Source organism: Blautia sp. 1033sp1_1033st1_G9_1033SCRN_220408, assembly GCF_040929965.1.
Classification (GTDB): Bacteria; Bacillota; Clostridia; order Lachnospirales; family Lachnospiraceae; genus Blautia_A; species Blautia_A ammoniilytica.
Map to the genome: position 1 here is coordinate 63,106 of NZ_JBFKZO010000005.1, position 18,708 is coordinate 81,813.

At 43.8% G+C, this 18,708-nt stretch carries 15 protein-coding genes; 12 read left to right on the forward strand and 3 right to left on the reverse strand.

The genetic code is table 11. The features are described 5' to 3' along the window. Positions 1-17: 17 nt before the first annotated feature. The 10 genes from AB5916_RS05555 to AB5916_RS05600 all read left to right on the forward strand — a co-directional run bounded on the left by AB5916_RS05555 (position 18) and on the right by AB5916_RS05600 (position 13,967). The gene (locus AB5916_RS05555; RefSeq protein ID WP_368189665.1) at positions 18-734 is read left to right on the forward strand and encodes an ABC transporter ATP-binding protein; all 717 of its coding nucleotides are present in this window, start codon (positions 18-20) and stop codon (positions 732-734) included. Between the two features lie 9 nt (positions 735-743). Beyond that, positions 744-4,562: an FtsX-like permease family protein gene (locus AB5916_RS05560; RefSeq protein WP_368189667.1), complete on the forward strand. Its 3,819-nt coding sequence runs from the start codon at positions 744-746 to the stop codon at positions 4,560-4,562. Between the two features lie 245 nt (positions 4,563-4,807). Then, a complete protein-coding gene (locus tag AB5916_RS05565; RefSeq protein WP_158420711.1) occupies positions 4,808-7,462 on the forward strand; it encodes a valine--tRNA ligase in 2,655 nt (884 codons plus the stop codon). Between the two features lie 41 nt (positions 7,463-7,503). Beyond that, entirely contained in the window at positions 7,504-9,519 is a 2,016-nt protein-coding gene (locus AB5916_RS05570) for an LTA synthase family protein (protein ID WP_368189776.1), read from the forward strand. A gap of 187 nt (positions 9,520-9,706) precedes the next feature. Next, positions 9,707-11,011, forward strand: coding sequence for a folylpolyglutamate synthase/dihydrofolate synthase family protein (locus AB5916_RS05575; protein ID WP_368189669.1), 1,305 nt, complete (start codon positions 9,707-9,709; stop codon positions 11,009-11,011). Continuing rightward, the gene (locus AB5916_RS05580) at positions 11,008-11,160 is read left to right on the forward strand and encodes a hypothetical protein (protein WP_173726977.1); all 153 of its coding nucleotides are present in this window, start codon (positions 11,008-11,010) and stop codon (positions 11,158-11,160) included. The genes AB5916_RS05575 and AB5916_RS05580 overlap by 4 nt, the downstream gene beginning before the upstream one ends. Positions 11,161-11,176: 16 nt before the next feature. Then, positions 11,177-12,412 (forward strand): tetratricopeptide repeat protein, encoded by a 1,236-nt coding sequence (locus AB5916_RS05585; protein ID WP_368189671.1) that lies wholly within the window; start codon positions 11,177-11,179, stop codon positions 12,410-12,412. A gap of 98 nt (positions 12,413-12,510) precedes the next feature. Continuing rightward, entirely contained in the window at positions 12,511-12,810 is a 300-nt protein-coding gene (locus AB5916_RS05590; protein ID WP_158420708.1) for an anti-sigma factor antagonist, read from the forward strand. A 16-nt stretch (positions 12,811-12,826) separates the two neighbouring features. After that, positions 12,827-13,252 (forward strand): anti-sigma F factor, encoded by a 426-nt coding sequence (spoIIAB, locus tag AB5916_RS05595; RefSeq protein ID WP_158420707.1) that lies wholly within the window; start codon positions 12,827-12,829, stop codon positions 13,250-13,252. Between the two features lies 1 nt (position 13,253). After that, on the forward strand, positions 13,254-13,967 hold the full coding sequence (locus AB5916_RS05600; protein ID WP_368189674.1) for a SigB/SigF/SigG family RNA polymerase sigma factor: 714 nt from the start codon (positions 13,254-13,256) through the stop codon (positions 13,965-13,967). Between the two features lie 64 nt (positions 13,968-14,031). On the opposite strand, the gene AB5916_RS05605 is transcribed toward AB5916_RS05600, so the two are convergent. Continuing rightward, positions 14,032-14,535, reverse strand: coding sequence for a QueT transporter family protein (locus tag AB5916_RS05605; protein WP_158421013.1), 504 nt, complete (start codon positions 14,533-14,535; stop codon positions 14,032-14,034). A 161-nt stretch (positions 14,536-14,696) separates the two neighbouring features. Next, on the reverse strand, positions 14,697-15,518 hold the full coding sequence (locus AB5916_RS05610; RefSeq protein ID WP_368189675.1) for a hypothetical protein: 822 nt from the start codon (positions 15,516-15,518) through the stop codon (positions 14,697-14,699). A gap of 314 nt (positions 15,519-15,832) precedes the next feature. On the opposite strand from AB5916_RS05610, the gene AB5916_RS05615 reads away from it, so the two are divergent. Beyond that, positions 15,833-16,687, forward strand: coding sequence for a C40 family peptidase (locus tag AB5916_RS05615; RefSeq protein WP_368189677.1), 855 nt, complete (start codon positions 15,833-15,835; stop codon positions 16,685-16,687). Between the two features lie 23 nt (positions 16,688-16,710). Continuing rightward, positions 16,711-18,114 carry a hypothetical protein gene (locus AB5916_RS05620; protein WP_368189678.1) on the forward strand — a complete coding sequence of 468 codons (1,404 nt, stop codon included), beginning with the start codon at positions 16,711-16,713 and terminating at the stop codon, positions 18,112-18,114. On the opposite strand, the gene AB5916_RS05625 is transcribed toward AB5916_RS05620, so the two are convergent. After that, the gene (locus AB5916_RS05625; protein WP_368189680.1) at positions 18,072-18,704 is read right to left on the reverse strand and encodes a stage V sporulation protein AA; all 633 of its coding nucleotides are present in this window, start codon (positions 18,702-18,704) and stop codon (positions 18,072-18,074) included. The genes AB5916_RS05620 and AB5916_RS05625 overlap by 43 nt on opposite strands. Positions 18,705-18,708: the final 4 nt, after the last annotated feature.

Sequence of the window (18,708 nt, forward strand, 5' to 3'; positions counted from 1 at the left end):
AGCTTGGGAGTGATGGATTGCAGAAGAATACAGAAAATTATATTAAGCTGGATAAAGTATCCAGGATTTACGGAACAAATGAGGTACCAATAAAGGCTGTAGATGAGATCAGTTTCCAGATCGAAAAAGGAGAATTTGTAGTGATTGTTGGCCCTAGTGGTGCGGGGAAAACCACAGTGCTGAACATACTTGGGGGCATGGATCATGCAACAGATGGGGAAGTATGGGTGGATGGCAGGAATATTGCAGGATATAACAGCCGCCAGCTGACCGCATACAGAAGGGATGATATTGGTTTTGTATTTCAGTTTTACAATCTGGTGCCAAATCTTACAGCACTGGAAAATGTGGAGCTGGCAGCGCAGATCTGTAAGAATCCGTTGGATGCGGCTCAGGTATTGGAAGAAGTAGGCCTTGGGGACAGGCTTGGCAATTTTCCGGCCCAGCTTTCAGGAGGAGAACAGCAACGTGTTTCCATTGCAAGGGCCATGGCAAAGAATCCAAAGATGATGCTGTGTGATGAGCCCACCGGTGCTTTGGATTATCAGACCGGTAAGGCGATACTGAAACTGCTTCAGGACATGTGCAGGGAAAAAAATATGACGGTGATCGTGATCACGCATAACTCTGCACTTACTCCCATGGCAGACCGGGTGATCAGGATTAAGAATGGAAAAGTATCCAAAATGACACAGAATGCACACCCCACGCCAGTGGAAGAAATTGAGTGGTAGGTGAAAAAGATGAAAGCAATACATAAAGAGTTCTGGATGGAGATCCGCAGAAGCAAAGCCAGGTTTCTTTCCATCTTTTTCATTGTAGCCCTTGGGGTGGCTTTCTTTTCCGGGATACAGGCTTCCTCACCGGACATGCAATATTCAGGAGATGCATATTATGATGAAAACAGCCTGATGGACCTGAAGGTAGTAAGCACACTTGGGCTTACCAGTGAGGATGAAGATGCATTAAGGGAGATCGATGGCATTGAGGATGCGGAAGGTGCTTATTTTACAGATGTTACCTGTGGCGAGAATGAAAAACAGACGGTATTACATATTGAGTCATTGACCAAACGGGTGAACCAGCTGACAGTTACAGAGGGAAGACTGCCGCAGAAATCTGGAGAACTGTTTCTTGATGATACTTATGCCAATGCTCATGGGTATAAGCCAGGAGATCAGATTGTTCTTCGGGAGCAGGAAGACAGTTCGTTTCTTGGAAGGCACAGCTATACTGTGACAGCTATAGGGAAAAGTCCCCTTTATATTTCTTTTAACCGTGGTAATACAACTCTTGGTACAGGAGAGGTGAACGGATTTGCATTTATATTGCCTGAGGATTTTGACCAGGAAGTATATACGCAGATCTATCTTCTGGTACACGGTGCCAAAGATGTGGTCAGCTATACAGATGCTTATGATATCCTGATCCGTAAGATCAAAAGCAAGGTGGAAGGGATACAGGATGTAAGATGTGAAGCACGTTATCAGCAGGTAACTGCAGATGCACAAAAAGAAATCACTGAAGGCGAGCAGGAACTGGCAGATGGCAGGCGAGAAGCAGAAGAAAAACTGGCAGATGCCAGGCAGCAGCTGATCGATGGCAGGAAAAAGCTAACAGATGGACAGAAAGAATATGAAGATGGTGTAAAAGCTATTGAAGATGCAAAGGGACAGTTAAAGGATGGACAGAAGCAGCTGGAAGAAGGAACAGAAAAGCTGGAAGATGCCAGACAACAGCTTTCCCAGGCAACCCAGCAGGTACAACAGGGCGAGCAGCAGCTTTCCCAGGCACAGCAGCAGCTGGATAATGGCAATAAAGAGCTTGAAAAGAACCAGCAGAAGCTGGAGGATGGACTGGAAAAACTACAGGCTTCCAGACAGGAATATGAAGCCGGTGTGTTAAAACTTACAGAAGCCAGACAGAAATTGGAACAAAGCCAAAGTGATCTGGATACAAGGGCAGGACAGGTAAGCCAGGGAAAAGAACAGATCCAACAGCAAAGACAGCAGCTGCAGGAACAACTTCTGCAGTGCCAGGAAGGGCTTTCTCAAGTAGAAACAGGAGAGCAGCAGCTTGCCCAGGGAAAGGCTGCACTGGATCTGGCAAAGGGGCAGCTGACAGCACTGATCACGGAAAGAGATTCCCTTCAAGCAAGCTATGATGCAGGCATTGCTTCAGGAGAGGTATCCCAGGAGGAACTGGCTGGGCTGCAGGCACAGATCGCAGGTTTTACTGCACAGATCCAGGGCCTTACTGCACAGATCCAGCAGTCAGAAACAGAATTGACAGGACAAGGACAGCAGCTGGCTGCAACCAGGACACAGCTGGAAAGCTCTGTGGGACAGATAAACGGAGGTCTTGCGCAGCTGGACGAAAAAGAAGGCCAGTTAAATGATGCCCAGGAACAGATTCAAAAAGGACAGGAGCAGATCAATCAGGGCAGGGAAGAACTAAAGCAGCAAGAAAAAAAGTTGGCAGATGCAAAAAAACAGCTGGATAAAGCTCAGAAAGAACTGGATAAAGGAAAAGAACAGATTCAAAAAGGACAGGAGCAGACACAAAAGGGACAGCAAGAGATAGATGCCAATGCAGGAAAGCTTGCCCAGGCCAGGATCCAGATTTCCCAAAATACAGAAAAGCTGCAAAGTGGAGAACAGGAACTGGAAGAAAACCGTCAGAAGCTGATAGATGGACAAAAAGAACTCCAGGAAAATGAACAGAAGCTGAAAGATTCCAAACAGGAGCTGGAGGATGGAGAAAAAGATCTGTCAGACGGTGAAAAGGAGTATCAGGAGTCTGAGGAAAAGGTAAAAAAGGAGCTGGCCGACAACCAGCAGAAGCTGGAAGATGCCAAAAAAAAGTTGGCAGATCTGAAGGTTCCTACATGGACGGTTACAGACAGAAATGACCTGCCAGAGTATTCGGATTACGGAGATAATGCAGATCGTATCCGGAATATCGGCAAGGTGTTCCCTGTGATCTTCTTCCTGGTAGCAGCTTTGATCAGCCTTACTACTATGACCAGGATGGTAGAGGAGCAAAGAACCCAGATCGGGACCATGAAGGCTTTAGGATACGGAAAAGCAGCTGTTGCAGCCAAATATATCTGTTATGCACTCTTGGCTACGATCGGAGGAAGTATCCTGGGTTTTCTGGTAGGAGAAAAAATCATTCCATATGTTGTGATCACTTCTTATGGGATTATGTATCATAATGTTTCTGATACTCTGTGTATTAATTATGAAATGAAATATACACTGATCGCATCAGGGGCTTCTATTATATGTACAGTAGGAGCCACAATGTTTGCCTGTGTACGGGAACTGCGGGAAACACCGGCCTCATTGATGCGTCCTCCTGCTCCCAAGGAAGGCAAACGTATTTTGGCAGAGCGGATCACATTTCTATGGAAGCATTTAAGCTTTACTTGGAAATCCACACTTCGGAATCTATTCCGATATAAGAAACGCCTTTTTATGACGGTTTTTGGAATTGCAGGAAGTATGGGGCTGATGCTGGTAGGATTTGGATTACGGGATTCCATTATGAATATTGCGGTGATCCAGTACCGGGACCTGCAGCATTATGAGGGCAATGTGATTGAGGATGAGGATGCAGACGAGGAACAGAGAAAAGAAGTGGTACAATTCCTTAAGGATAATCAGAAGGTAGATCATTGTACGTCTGTTCAGTTTACCAAAATGAATGTACCAAGAGGCTCTTCCAATCTGAGTGTTTACGTTATCGTACCTGAGGATATGGAGAGCTTTAAAAAGGATGTGACCTTGCAGAACCGGATCACAAAGGAGAAGTATTTGTTTTCTGATAAAGGTGCAGCAATCTGTGAGAAAACAGCGGATCTGCTAGGCCTGAAGGCAGGAGATGCCATCACTTTGAAAATGGCTGGACAGGAGTATCAGGTTCCAGTGGAGATCATCACAGAGAATTATATGGCTCATTATGTATATATTTCACCCTCTTTATATGAGTCGGTATTTCAACAGAAACCAGATTACAAAAATTTGTTTTTTACTATGAAAGAAGAATATAAGGATGATCTGGAAGCTATAGGCCAGCAGCTGCTTACACTGCCTGGTGTTTTAAGTATCAGCTATACAAGCAGTCTGGCAGGACAGCTGGAAAGAATGCTTACGTCCCTGGATTCAGTGATCCTTGTGTTGATCATTTCAGCCGGTATGCTTGCCTTTGTTGTTCTTTACAATCTGAATAATATTAACATTACAGAGAGGCAAAGGGAACTTGCTACCTTAAAGGTGCTGGGATTCTATGATAAAGAGGTGTCTCAATATGTATTCAGAGAGAATATACTGCTGACAGTGGCAGGAGTGCTAGTGGGAGTACTTTTCGGGATTTTCCTGCACAGGTATGTGATTACCACTGTGGAGGTAGATGCAGTCATGTTTGGCAGGAATATCAATCCGATAAGCTTCCTTTACAGCGGGCTTATCACCTGTGGATTTTCCCTGTTTGTAAACTTTACCATGCATTTCAAGCTGAAGAAGATCAATATGGTGGAATCTTTGAAAAGTGTGGAATAAAAAGGAATATAAAGGTGGGCTGCTGCTTAAAAGGACGCAGATCACTGTTTACCCTGCTTGCAGCTGCCTGTGAATCGTAACAGGTAATATCCCATAAAAATCTTGACAAGAAATGGATTTACAATTATAGTAGTTTTCATAGTAAAGGCAAAGAAAAGGGCCGTATCAACCGATAAAAGGTGGTACTGCATGACATCGCCCTTCACACATCTGTGTGGGGGGCGTAAATTTTGGAGGAAAATGAAATGAGCAAAGAGCTTGCAAAAACATATGATCCAAAAGGTATTGAGGATCGTCTGTATAAGAAATGGATGGATAACGGATATTTCCACGCAAAAGTAAATCCGGACAAGAAGCCGTTTACTATTGTGATGCCGCCGCCAAATGTAACCGGACAGCTGCACATGGGACATGCCCTGGATGAAACCATGCAAGATATCCTGATCCGCTTCAAGAGGATGGAAGGTTACGAAGCATTATGGCAGCCAGGTACTGATCATGCGGCTATTGCTACAGAGGTTAAGGTAACAGAAAAGCTGAAAAAAGAAGGCATTGACAAAAATGCTATCGGCCGTGAAGAATTCCTGAAATATGCATGGGAATGGAAAGAAGAGTACGGCGGAAAGATCATTAATCAGTTAAAGAAGCTTGGCGCTTCAGCTGATTGGGAGCGTGAGCGCTTTACCATGGATGAAGGCTGCTCCAGAGCAGTACAGGAAGTCTTTATCAAGCTGTATGAGAAAGGGTATATTTACAAAGGCTCCAGGATCATCAACTGGTGTCCTGTCTGCCAGACTTCTATTTCAGACGCAGAGGTAGAGCATGAGGATCAGGATGGATTTTTCTGGCATATCAATTATCCTATCGTTGGAGAAGAAGGAAGATTTGTAGAGATCGCTACTACCCGTCCGGAAACACTTCTGGGAGATACAGCAGTGGCAGTGAATCCGGAAGACGAGAGATATAAGGACCTGGTTGGGAAAATGCTGGAGCTTCCCCTTACAGGCAGACAGATCCCGGTGATCGCAGATGAATACGTAGATAAAGAATTTGGTACAGGATGTGTGAAGATCACACCGGCTCATGACCCTAACGATTTTGAGGTGGGGCGCCGTCACAATCTTCAGGAGATCAATATCCTGAATGATGACGCTACCATCAATGAGCTTGGAGGCAAATATGCCGGCATGGATCGTTATGAGGCGAGAAAGGCTATGGTTGAAGATCTGGATAAGCTGGGTCTTCTGGTGAAGGTGGTTCCTCATAATCACAGTGTTGGTACCCATGACCGGTGCGGCACTACTGTAGAGCCTATGATCAAACCCCAGTGGTTTGTTAAGATGGATGAGATGGCAAAGGCTGCGATCAAAGCCCTGGATGACGGAGATCTGGAATTTGTACCTGCACGTTTTGACAAAACTTACCTCCATTGGCTGGAGAATATCAGAGACTGGTGTATTTCCAGACAGCTCTGGTGGGGACACAGGATTCCTGCTTATTACTGTGATGACTGTAAGGAAACGGTTGTAGCAAGGGAAATGCCAAAAATCTGCCCTAAATGTGGCGGTACTCATTTCCATCAGGATGAGGATACACTGGATACATGGTTCAGTTCTGCACTGTGGCCTTTCTCCACACTTGGATGGCCGGAAAAAACACCGGAACTGGAATATTTCTATCCTACAGATGTACTTGTAACAGGTTATGATATTATTTTCTTCTGGGTGATCCGTATGGTATTTTCTGCTCTTGAGCAGACAGGAAAGGCACCTTTCCATCATGTGCTGATCCATGGGCTGGTAAGGGATTCCCAGGGACGTAAGATGAGTAAATCTCTTGGCAATGGTATCGATCCTCTGGAAGTGATCGACAAATACGGTGCAGACGCCCTGCGTCTTACTCTGATCACAGGAAATGCACCTGGAAATGATATGCGTTTCTACTGGGAACGTGTAGAATCCAGCCGTAATTTTGCCAATAAGATTTGGAATGCTTCCCGTTTCATTATGATGAACCTGGAAGGCAAGACTGTTACTGAGCCAGAAGATTTGAATGGTCTTTGTGCAGAAGACAAGTGGATCCTCTCCAAGCTGAATACAGTGATCAAAGATGTAACAGAGAATATGGATAAGTATGAACTGGGAATTGCAGTACAGAAAGTTTATGATTTTCTGTGGGATGAACTTTGTGACTGGTATATTGAAATTGCAAAGGTACGCCTCTGGAAAGCCCAGGAAGATCCCAAGGCAGCAGGTGAAGCATTGTGGACCCTGCGTACTGCATTGACCCAGGGCTTGAAGCTGCTTCATCCGTTTATGCCATTTATTACAGAAGAGATTTACTGTACACTTCTTCCGGAAGAAGAATCCATCATGATCTCAGACTGGCCGGTATATAAAGACGAATGGAATTTCCCGGAAGCAGAGCTTGCTGTGGAAAGCTTCAAAGAAGTAGTGAAAGGTATCCGTAATACCAGAAACAGCATGAATGTTCCTCAGAACCGTAAGACGCATCTGTACATCGTGGGTAAGGATGAGAAGATCTGCCAGATGTATGAAAAGAGCAGCAGATCCTTTATTAATCTTGCCTATGCAAGTCAGATCCATGTACAGGACAACAAAGATGGTATTGGTGAGGATGCAGTTTCGGTAGTCGTATCCAATGCAGTTGTATATCTGCCACTGGAAGATCTGATCGACAGGGAAAAAGAAATTGAACGCCTTACAAAAGAGCAGGATCGTCTTACCAAAGAGATCGCCCGCTGTGATGGAATGCTCAGCAATCCTAATTTTGTAAATAAAGCACCAGCTGACAAGGTTGATGCTGAAAAAGCAAAACTGGCAAAATATAAAGAAATGAAAGAAAAAGTAATCACACAGCTTGAACAGTTAAAGAAATAAAAAGGAGCGTTTTCATGAAAACGGGCAAATTTTGCACAAAGATGAAAATAAGTGATGTGTGTAATAAGATATCGCCTGTTTTGCAGGCACTGTGGTGTGCGGTGCTTTATTTTATTATTGAAGCCATCAGCCGCCATTCTATTGCAGAAGCATGGCAGTATATGACAGGCAAGCCACTGGTTTTTGCATACAATACAGCTTTTATTTTCACAACAATGCTGATCGTGTATCTGTTTCACAGAAGATTTTTCTGGCGTGTATTGGTATCGGCATTCTGGCTGTTCCTTGGACTTGTAAATGGGATCCTGCTGATGAACAGGGTTACGCCATTTACAGGGCCGGATCTGCATATGCTTACCGATGGATTATCCATTATGCAGAAGTATCTGCCTGCTTATGGAGTGATCCTGGGCTGCATCCTGATCGGACTTGTGCTGATCGGGTTGTTGATCCTGCTTATCAAGGGACCGAAATACAAAAAGAAGATTCGATACAGATATGTGATCCCGCTGATCCTGGCAGGAATTGTTGCTTTTGGAGGTATTACACAGCTTGCCCTTGAGAAAAGGATACTTTCCAATTATTTTGGAAATATAGCATTTGCATATGAGGATTATGGATATCCATATTGTCTTGCGACTACAATCTTTAATACAGGTATTAAAAGTCCGCGAGATTACTCTGAGTCTGAGATCAAAAGGATCGAAAAGACAGAGGAGAACCTTCCGGCAACAAAGGAAGATAAAAAACCGAATATCCTTTTTTTGCAACTGGAATCATTTTTTGATCCTACACTTGTAAATTATCTGGATATTTCTGAGGATCCTATTCCTACGTTCCGAAAGCTGATGAAAAACTATTCTTCCGGGTATTACAAGGTGCCGTCTGTTGGTGCAGGTACTGCCAATACAGAGTTTGAGACAATTACAGGGATGAGCCTTCATTATTTCGGCCCAGGGGAGTATCCATATAAGAGTATCCTGAAGGAAACCACTTGCGAGAGTGCGCCCTATGTGCTGAAAAATCTTGGATATTCCACCCATGCTGTCCATAACAATGAAGCCAATTTTTATGGAAGAAGGACTATTTTCCCCAACCTTGGGTTCGATACGTTTACCTCAGAAGAATATATGGCTGGTGAGAATCTGAAAAATCCTCTGGGATGGGTAAAGGACAGTGTTCTGACCGATGAAATCGTGAAATGTCTGGATTCTACAGAAGAACCGGATTATGTATATACCATTTCGGTGCAGGGACATGGAGACTATCCGGATGAACCGATATTGGAGGATCCACAGATTACAGTTTCCGGTGCACCTACAGAAGAATTGAATTGTAAATGGGAATACTATGTAAATGAGATCCATGAGATGGATAATTTTGTAAAAGATCTGGTGGATACACTGGCTGACTATCCGGAAGACGTGGTACTTGTAATGTATGGGGATCATCTTCCTACCATGGGACTGACAGTGGAAGATTTGAAAAACAAATATCTGTTTCAGACAGAATATGTGATCTGGGATAATATGGGGCTTCAGAAAAAGAATGAAAACCTGGCATCTTATCAGATCGCAGCAGAGGTGATGGATCGGGTAGGTATCCATGACGGAACGATTTTCCGTTATCATCAGGCAAGAAGAAATACAAAGAATTACCAGGTAGATCTGGAAACCCTGCAATATGATCTGCTTTATGGAGATCGTTACGCATACGGAGGAGAGAATCCTTTCCAGCGGACAAAGATGCGTATGGGACTCTATGATGCAACACTGGATTCCATCCGTCTTGTATCAGATTCGGATTATACCTATTATATCCAGGGAACCAATTTCACACCTTCAAGCCAGGTAAAACTAAATGGAGAATGGTATGATACGGTTTATGTAAGTCCTACTACTCTGGTGATCACAGGTACGGAGCTGAAGGACTTTGACCGGCTTTCTGTTGTACAGCGAAGCAACAGCTCCACAAGAAAGGCATTAAGCAAGAGTTATGACCGTGCGGTTTATGCATTGTATGACAAGAATCCGTGGAAACTTGAAAAAGAGGAATAATTTTAACTGTTCAGAAGGCAATATCTCGCGAGGGTACTGAACAGCTACGAATAGTGTTTTATCCAATCGTAACATCTTGTCGGATAAATTGTTACGATTGGGTATGGACATCTTTCACCACTATTATATAATGGTAGAGTAACCAAAAGGGTTGCGAATACATTAGATAAAAGTGGTGAATTTTTTTATGAATTACGAACAAGCAGTGGCCTATATTGAAGAAACACCTAAGTTTACAAAAAAGAACAGTCTGGATCATACCAAGGAATGCCTTGCAAGGCTGGGAAATCCACAGAATCATTTTAAAGTGATTCATGTTGCAGGTACCAATGGAAAGGGCAGTACCTGTGCATTTCTTACATCCATTCTCCGGGAAGCCGGATATTCCTGTGGATTATTTACTTCTCCTCATTTGGTAGAGATTAATGAACGGTTTCAGATTAATGAAGTAAATATTGATAACGATACGTTTCTGGCTGCTTTCCAGAAGGTGAAAGCACTGGCAGATGAACTGGTGGCAGAGGGCAGCTATCATCCTACTTACTTTGAGATGCTATTCCTTATGGGCATGGTGATCTTTGCACAGGCTGGAGTAGATTATGTGACTTTGGAGACTGGCCTTGGAGGCAGGCTGGATGCTACCACAGCCATTGAAGATCCGGCAGCATGTGTGATCACATCCATCAGTCTGGATCATATGCAGTACCTTGGGGATACAGTAGCTAAGATCGCAGGGGAAAAGGCTGGGATCATTGTCCCGGGAGTGCCGGTGATCTTTGATGGCAATGACCCATCAGCAGCAGAGGTGATCCGTGCACATGCCAGAGAGCTTCACAGTCCCTTTTACGAAGTAAAAAAGGAGGATGCGCAGATTCTTTCCAATACAGCTTCAGGGATTGATTTTTCTTTGAAAAATCAGTATTATGGTAAGGATCATCAGGAATTTCATATTCCTTTTATTGCAAAGTATCAGGTTATGAATGCCATGCTGGCATTAAAAACCATGGAGGTTTTACAGGATCAGATTCCGGTAGCTATTGAGCATGTGCGAAAAGGAATGAGCGCCACCAGATGGCAGGGCAGGATGGAGACGATCTTGCCAGGAGTGATCGTTGATGGAGCACATAACGAAGACGGAGTAGCCAAGTTTGTGGAGACTGCAGCGCATTTTCAGCAGGAATATCCGCTTACACTTCTGTTTTCAGCAGTAAATGATAAAGATTACAAAGATATGATCCATACCATCTGCAGTCAGATCCGTTTCAGACATGTGGTTGTTACCCAGGTAGGTGGTTATCGGGAAGTTCCGGAAGAGGAATTAAAAGATATCTTCACACGGGAGGGCTGTGCCTCTGTAGAGGCTGATCCAGAAGTGGAAAAGGCTCTGGAACTTGCCTTAAAGGCAAAGGGAGAAGACGGAATGCTGTTCTGTGTAGGATCTTTATATCTTGTAGGAGAGATTAAAGCAGCAATCGCAAGGAGAAAAGCATGATCGATTACGAAGAAGAACTGAAGAAGTTTGAACCGTGTCTGGATGTAACAGATGCAGAAAGTGCCATATATGACAGAGAACTCACTGATATCCTGGACATTTTACAGGAGATGCTGCGGGAAGCAAAAAGCGGCCGCCGCATGAAATAACCATAAGGAGATACTGATGAACTGCATGAATTGCGGCGCATTTCTGGCAGACAAGGATCTGGATTACTGTCCTAATTGTGGGTGCAATGTTCTGATACAGAAGAAAGTGGACTATCTGTCAAAATTCTACTATAATCAGGGACTTGAAAAAGCCAGTATCCGGGATCTGTCAGGAGCCATTAATTGTTTGAAACAAAGTCTTACTTATGACAAAAGAAATATTCAGGCAAGAAATCTTCTTGGACTTGTTTATTTTGAAACCGGCGAGGTTGTTGCTGCATTAAGTGAATGGGTGATCAGCAAGAATCTGAAGCCTACCAAGAATCTGGCTAATGAGTACATTAACCGTCTTCAGGCCAATTCCAATAAGCTGGATGCCATTAATGAAACGATCCGTAAATACAACAATGCCCTAGCACTTTGCAGGGAAGGGCATGAAGATATGGCTGCAATACAGCTTCGAAAGATCCTTGCACAGAATTCCAAGCTGATCAAGGGGTATCATTTGCTTGCACTGATCCAGATGAAGAATCATGAATGGGGAAAGGCAAGACGGATCTTACGAAAGGCGGCCAGGATCGATAAAACCAATACTACCACACTCCGTTTTCTGAGGGAAGTGGATGAGCAGACTGGCGTTACTACCAGGCTGGAAAAGCAGAAAAAGGGACTGTTTGGCAGAACTAAATCTGAACAGGGTGAAGATAACGGTATAGAAGGCATGGTGGTACAGCCGCCTGCATATCGTGAAAATTCAAGGATTTCCCTGTTTTTTACTTTGATGCTTGGTATTGGGGCCGGTGCACTGGCATTCTGGCTTTTGGCCGTACCTGCTATCAAACAGGGAATATATCGGGAAGCCAACCAACAGCTGATCAATTACAGCGAATCTTTATCCAGTCAAGGGGCCGAGCTTTCTAAAGCCCAGGGTGAAGCAAAGGAATCTGACGATACAGCTCTGCAGATCACTCAGCAGATGGAGGAAGAAAAGAAAAAGAGCCAGACCTATGAAGCTCTTTTCAAAGCATATACTGCATATGTGCAGGAGAGCTATGATGTAGCTGCAGAGAATCTTCAGAATGTGTATGAGGAGTATCTGACAGATGATATGAAGAATGTTTACAGTGCTATGTGTGGAAGCCTTGGTGTGACCGGAGTTACTTCCGAAAGTCAAGAGGATGGCAATAGCGAAAGCGGATCTGCAAGCAGTGACGAAAGCGGATCCGGCAGTAGTGAAGATGGGACTTTTTAACAGAGAAACCTCGAAGCAGGGGGAGTTGTTGTCTATGACAGCAGCCCCTCTTTTTTTGTAACATTGAGGGGGAATATTGAATATAAGGGGGAGTGGTGATGGGAGCTGCAATTTATATTCAGGGTACCAGTCTGACAGTAAGACTGCCAGAAGAACTGGATCATCCTGCATCGGATCTGATCCGGAAAGAAACAGACCGGATTATGGGACAGACATATATTAAGACCATTATCTTTGATTTTGAAGAGACCACATTTATGGATAGTTCCGGAATCGGACTGATCATGGGACGATATCGGGCGCTTGGAATGGGAAAAGGGTGTATAAAGGCAGTGAATGTAAGTAGTTATGTGGAAAAACTGCTTCATCTGTCTGGAGTCCATAAATTTATCTGTTAAGGGAAGGGAGCATATTATGGAGGATACCAATGAAATGACAATGATCTTTGAAAGCCGTCCTGTAAATGAAGGGTTGGCAAGGATAGCTGCAGCAGCATTTTGCACACAGTTGAATCCTACGCTGGAAGAGGTGTCAGATCTGAAAACTGCAGTTTCAGAAGCTGTTACCAACTGTATCATACATGGTTATGAAGGAGAAATACATAAGATCCATATGACCTGTAGAAGGCAGGGACAGGAGATCCAGATTGATATTGCAGATGAAGGAGCAGGGATCGAAAATATTGAAAAAGCCATGGAGCCTTTGTACACTACACGGCCAGACAAGGACAGATCCGGTATGGGATTTACATTCATGGAAGCCTTTATGGATCAGGTGACTGTGGAATCAGAGGTTGGAAAAGGCACAATCGTGCACATGAAAAAAATCATAGGGAGGTAACATGGACCATACTCTTGCCCTGATCGGGCGTGCACACCAGGGTGATAAAGCGGCAAGAGATACATTAGTTGAGGAAAATGCAGGACTTGTTTATAGTGTGGCAAAGCGTTTTGTGGGGCGGGGCGTGGACATGGAGGATCTGATCCAGATTGGCAGTATCGGGCTTATAAAGGCAGTGGACAAATTTGATCTTTCTTTTGATGTGCGGTTTTCCACTTACGCAGTACCTATGATCGCAGGTGAAATCAAACGATATCTGAGGGATGATGGCCTTTTGAAGGTGAGCCGTTCTTTGAAAGAAAATTATTATCGTGTATATAAAAAGAGAGAAGAATTGGAATATTCCATGGGCAGGGAGCCTATGATCACGGAACTGTCGAAGGCTTTGGAAATGCCTGTGGAAGATCTGGTGATGACTATGGAGGCTGCGGCAGAGGTGGAGTCCCTTCAAAAGTCTGTTTATCAGGGAGAAAACAGTGAAATTTCACTGTCAGAAAAGCTGGCGCATAAGGAAAACCCGCAGGAAAAGCTGTTGAATCGGATTTTACTGGAAGAACTTCTGGCACATCTGGATAAGAGAGAACGACAGCTGATCTGCATGCGGTATTTTCAGGATATGACACAGATGGAAGTGGCGGCAGAATTGGGGATTTCCCAGGTGCAGGTCTCCAGACTGGAAAAGCGGATCCTGAACCGGCTTAAGGAATTAATTTGAAAAAGACGGGCTTATCTCTGAACAAGAGGTAAGTCCGTCTAATATAACATAAGCGTAAACCTGCTTATCTGGCTGCTGTTTTGGAACCTGAGAAGATGGAACCGCGGAATTTGGAAAGAGCACTATGAAGGATCAGTCCAAAGATACCGCAGGAAACGATCTCGCCAGCACCTACAGTCAGCATCATCAATGGGATAGGAAGATTAATGCCGTATCCATAGTGAAGTACGAAAGGCACGATCACTGTATTGGAGATGATAGGTGGAAGCGGGGCAAGGAACCGACTGGAATTACGCAGCTTGTAAGTAAAAACTGCGCCCAGCAGTGTGGCAATGCTTCCGAAGATGATGTCTACCGGGATACAGCCGCCCAGGATATTGGCAATGATACATCCTACAAATAATCCGGGGATTGCCGCCGGTGTAAAATAAGGAAGGATGGTCAGTGCTTCTGAGATACGTACCTGGACTTCTCCATAGCTGAAGGGTGCAAACACAAGGGTAAGTACTACATAGATGGCACCGATCAGTGCCGCCTGTACCAGAAACAGGGTACTTTTGTTTTTCATATTCTTTTGTCTCCTTTAGTTTTGTTTTACGAGTGGAAGGTCACGAACACTCGATTCATTTAGCGCCGGGAATCGGCGGAAAAGCCGCTTAAGACCTTATTTTTATGGGCTTTTCAACGGGCATGAGTATAGCACATCCAGGAGAAGAATGCAAGGGAAAACTATTTGCTTTTTGTAAACATAATTGCACCGCCTGCCAGAAGCAGAAGTGAAAAAACAATTGAAAAAATAGATGCTCCAATCCCAGGTGCGCCTCCCTGTTTAATGGCTGTTTCTCGATCCAGTGCACCTTTTTGCAGATTATCGGTAACCTCCGGCGCACTTCTGAGTGTTTGACCGTCCTGTATACCAAGTGCTGTCACAGTGTCTCCTGTCTTGAAATCGGAAGCACTATAAAAATAACGTACATCATTTTCAGCATCATCCCGCTGTGTCTGAGCCAGAGGCTCTATGAAATCTTTTTGTGTAAAGCTACTGTCTGGCACATAAGCATAACCGGCGGCTTTCAGCTCTGCTTCATCATAATGATCCCAGGTTGTATTCAATCTTATTGCATCAATAAAATCCTGTGAAAGTGTATAATCGCCAATCTTACCTTCACCGGAATAAGTCTTTTCCGAAGTTGTTGTGCCCCATTTCAGAACGCCATATCGTTTTTCCTCGTCAGTTAAATTTTTTAAGGTTTGTTTTGAATTGGAGGTGCTTTTGTCTCGCCGCATAGTCTGTTTTGAACGTGAAATACGAATGCTGTCAAACGCAAGTCCCAGTTCATCGTCATAGGAGGGCTCTGTCAATTCAAGCGTACCACATACGATTACCGTTTTTCCTTCGTTCTCGGCATGAAGAGCTTCGTCTCCTACATAAACAACTTCTTTCAGAGCGGATTTTGCCTTTGGAATATCCACAAAAATTGTTTTGATAGCTGTTACGAAAAAAAATAATCCGGCAATGATGAGAATGATCCCTGATATTTTTTTTAACATTTGATCAACCTTCCTTCCTTTGGTATCCAGACCAGTTATGAGTCTGTACGGTTATTCCGCTTTCATTATGCCATATTTTTTCCCATCTGCCACTAGCACTTATGACAGCAATGCTGTTGTGAACGGAGTGCATAGCAACCTTTGGGAAAATAAGGGTGTATTTTGTAGGATCGTTCTTGTGTTTAAATGCGGGATTCTGTATAATAAATACATCTGTACGGCATCTGAAATACAGAAAAGGGGTATAAGCTGAAATTTACACAATGGATTTCACTTACCATAGAAATAGAAAAGGAAAGAGAGGATATTGCAACATGACAGAAAGAGTAACAAAGCGGGGGATCAGGGATTTCATTTTGATCTGTATCCTGGCGATGCTGGTAGGAACCTTTGTTCCAGTAGGGGTGTCAGCAGCCACAACCTATTCAAGAACTTTGAATTCTTGTATCGTAAAGGCAAAGAAGGGTAGGATCGTCCTGGCATATAATCCGTCACAGACAGGGGTTCCGGTATATGCACGTACATCACCAAAATCTCAGCAATATGGGGTACTGGGATTTGGAGATGCTTTAGTAGTAAATACAAAAAAACTGAAAATGAACAAGAAATATGCATGGCTTCCTGTATATATGGATAATCTTAAGGATGCTAAAGGCAAGAAGGCCACAGCATATGTGCAGATGGGACGGCTTAAGATGCTTTCCTTGAATGCAAAGAAGTATTCAAGCAACCGTATTATTGATAAAGCTATCAAAACAGGTATGAAATATCTCGGTACACCTTTTATACTTGGAGGACTGTCCATGACAGATGGTATTGACTGCTCTGGCTTTGTGGGAAAATGCTTCCAGATGGCAGGAAGGAATCTTGCAAGCTGGTATCATACCATTACACTGGAGGGAGTATCCAGACAGATCTTCTGGCATAATACGAATACACCTCTTACTAAGAAAGAATTAAATAAGATGAAAGTAGGCGATCTTCTTTTTTATCTGGATAAGGATACAAGTGGTGCCATTGGCCATGTGGGAATCTACATTGGAAAGGGTATGATGCTGAATGCTTCCGGCCATTATGGATATGTATATCCTACAGGCGGTGTATGCATTAAGAGAGTACAGTATGGACACCGCTATATGGTCCTTTGCAAAAGGATCATTGGCTTTTGAGCCGGTTAAGAGGGGAAAGAGTAATGAATAAGAAAAGAAAGATCAGCACCCTGTATCAGGCGGCTTTTATTATTGGCCTTGCACTTCTAATGCTTTTAGGAACAGCGAAGGTCAGGGCTGCTTCTTTTACGGAGATTACAGATTCCGCCTGTCTTCATGCCTATCCGCTGTCAAAGAAAGCTTTTCCCATTTACAGTGACCATGAAATGACAAGCGTGGCAGGAAAGGGTACTTATAAAGAATACAAGATTGTCAAGTTTTTTGGAAATACCATGCAGCTGGTTTATAAGGCAGAAGATGGAACCAGAAAAAAGGGATATGCATCTGCCAGCTGTTTTCTGCAGCAGCCATCCGGTAAAAGAGAAGGAATGTACGTAGGATCTTCCGGCGGTATAGATATTTATAAGGTTCCAAAGAATAGCAGCTCCCAGCGGTTTATTCATGCAGCTCAGGCTGACTGTGGCCTTAAGGTTGGGGAAAAGGGGCAATGGACCCAGGTAATGATCCAGAAAAAAAGACAGTATTATCTGGGATGGATCCCTACATCCAGATTTAAAAGCAGCATGTTCCATTTTGCAGTGCGGACAGGGCAGATTCTGGCAGACGGCAGATATACGTTATGTCCTGCTTTGGTAGGCACAGATACACTGAAGAAAACCACCTATGATGTGAAGTATATTGGAACTGGTCTTTATACCCTTAAGAATGTGAAAAAAGGATACCTTCAGGTGGATAACAGCAGACAGGTGTGCATCCAGAAAAAAGGCGATTTCTATTATCTGCTGACTGACAGCCGTAAGCTGGCATTGAATGCGAAGGGAGAAACTACAGAGGCTGCACTGGATCAGACTCAGGCATGGAATTTTCAGAAAAAATCCACTCGCACAGTTACGGTCGTATATTCCCAATATGATCCGGAATATGGAAAAACCGTTTATAAAGATGGGAATATAGGCCCAAGAACCATATCTACTTCCGGATGCGGTGTGATGGCTCTTGTGAATGCTATTTATGCATTAAATGGTTCTTATATTCCTCCTGAGAGGCTGGCACGTTTTTCTGCTGCCAGAGGACACTATTTTTACAATGCGGGCACAGCTGATACCCTGTATCCAGATGTGGCTGAGAAATGGGGAAAGAAATATCGCTTTAAGTATGATGGCCTGACAGGATCCTTTGCAGAATTACAGAAACATTTAAGAAAAGGTGGTACAGCTGTTGCACTTGTACCGGGCCATTATCTGGCAATTGCAAAGTACAGAAGCTCTGATGGGAAGTATCTGATTTTAGATTCCGCAGTAGGAGGCAGAAGGCCTACTTCTATCAATGGAGACTGGATGAGTATGGGGCAGCTTCAATCTGGAGCACTGTTCTGCCAGCATTTTCATTTATTCTCTACTGTTAAGGCGTCAAAGCACCGTTCCTGATCCTCTATAATTGTTGTATTTACATCATTTTCATAAAGACGCATCTGCACCTGCATGGGAGTAGGATCATCTGTCAGCTTGATATGACCGAAGTGATTGAAGAAAAATAATACTCCAAGACCTATGCCTACGGAATAAGAGATGGCAAGTGCAGGAAAGGAACTGCCATCCTGGCCTGTGACCTGTGCAGTGATCTGCTGGAAAAGGGCAGGTACATCCACATCATTGTTAAAGGTCATAATGGAGAATGCGGCACCGAAAAAGGAAGCCAGGCAGACAAAGATCACTTTACACCAGCACCATGCAGGAGAGGTGTTGGACTTCGTTTGGTAAGTAATGATAAAGGAAGGTTCTCCAATGAGAGTAATCTCCAGATCTGGTTCCTTTTTCTGGATTTCGCGGATCAGATCCATGGCTGACAGAACATATCGCCCAGGGCGTTTGGGATCCAGGCTGGCCACAGGCAGTACGCGAAGTCTGTTTAAAATTTTAGAATTGCTGCAAGACAGCTTAACGATATCTTGCAGATAAACATGGGGGTGATGCACCTCCATGTTTTCGTCTGTCTGGATATAAAGGGTGTCGCTCATATTT

Excerpts from the sequence above, each read along its gene's own strand:
- AB5916_RS05605 (WP_158421013.1), bottom strand. The coding sequence starts at position 14,535 with ATGAAAAACAAAAGTACCCTGTTTCTGGTACAGGCGGCACTGATCGGT.
- AB5916_RS05565 (WP_158420711.1), top strand. The coding sequence starts at position 4,808 with ATGAGCAAAGAGCTTGCAAAAACATATGATCCAAAAGGTATTGAGGAT.
- AB5916_RS05615 (WP_368189677.1), top strand. The coding sequence starts at position 15,833 with ATGACAGAAAGAGTAACAAAGCGGGGGATCAGGGATTTCATTTTGATC.
- AB5916_RS05570 (WP_368189776.1), top strand. The coding sequence starts at position 7,504 with ATGAAAATAAGTGATGTGTGTAATAAGATATCGCCTGTTTTGCAGGCA.
- AB5916_RS05575 (WP_368189669.1), top strand. The coding sequence starts at position 9,707 with ATGAATTACGAACAAGCAGTGGCCTATATTGAAGAAACACCTAAGTTT.
- AB5916_RS05560 (WP_368189667.1), top strand. The coding sequence starts at position 744 with ATGAAAGCAATACATAAAGAGTTCTGGATGGAGATCCGCAGAAGCAAA.
- AB5916_RS05610 (WP_368189675.1), bottom strand. The coding sequence starts at position 15,518 with ATGTTAAAAAAAATATCAGGGATCATTCTCATCATTGCCGGATTATTT.
- AB5916_RS05585 (WP_368189671.1), top strand. The coding sequence starts at position 11,177 with ATGAACTGCATGAATTGCGGCGCATTTCTGGCAGACAAGGATCTGGAT.
- AB5916_RS05590 (WP_158420708.1), top strand. The coding sequence starts at position 12,511 with ATGGGAGCTGCAATTTATATTCAGGGTACCAGTCTGACAGTAAGACTG.
- spoIIAB (WP_158420707.1), top strand. The coding sequence starts at position 12,827 with ATGGAGGATACCAATGAAATGACAATGATCTTTGAAAGCCGTCCTGTA.
- AB5916_RS05625 (WP_368189680.1), bottom strand. The coding sequence starts at position 18,704 with ATGAGCGACACCCTTTATATCCAGACAGACGAAAACATGGAGGTGCAT.
- AB5916_RS05580 (WP_173726977.1), top strand. The coding sequence starts at position 11,008 with ATGATCGATTACGAAGAAGAACTGAAGAAGTTTGAACCGTGTCTGGAT.
- AB5916_RS05600 (WP_368189674.1), top strand. The coding sequence starts at position 13,254 with ATGGACCATACTCTTGCCCTGATCGGGCGTGCACACCAGGGTGATAAA.
- AB5916_RS05620 (WP_368189678.1), top strand. The coding sequence starts at position 16,711 with ATGAATAAGAAAAGAAAGATCAGCACCCTGTATCAGGCGGCTTTTATT.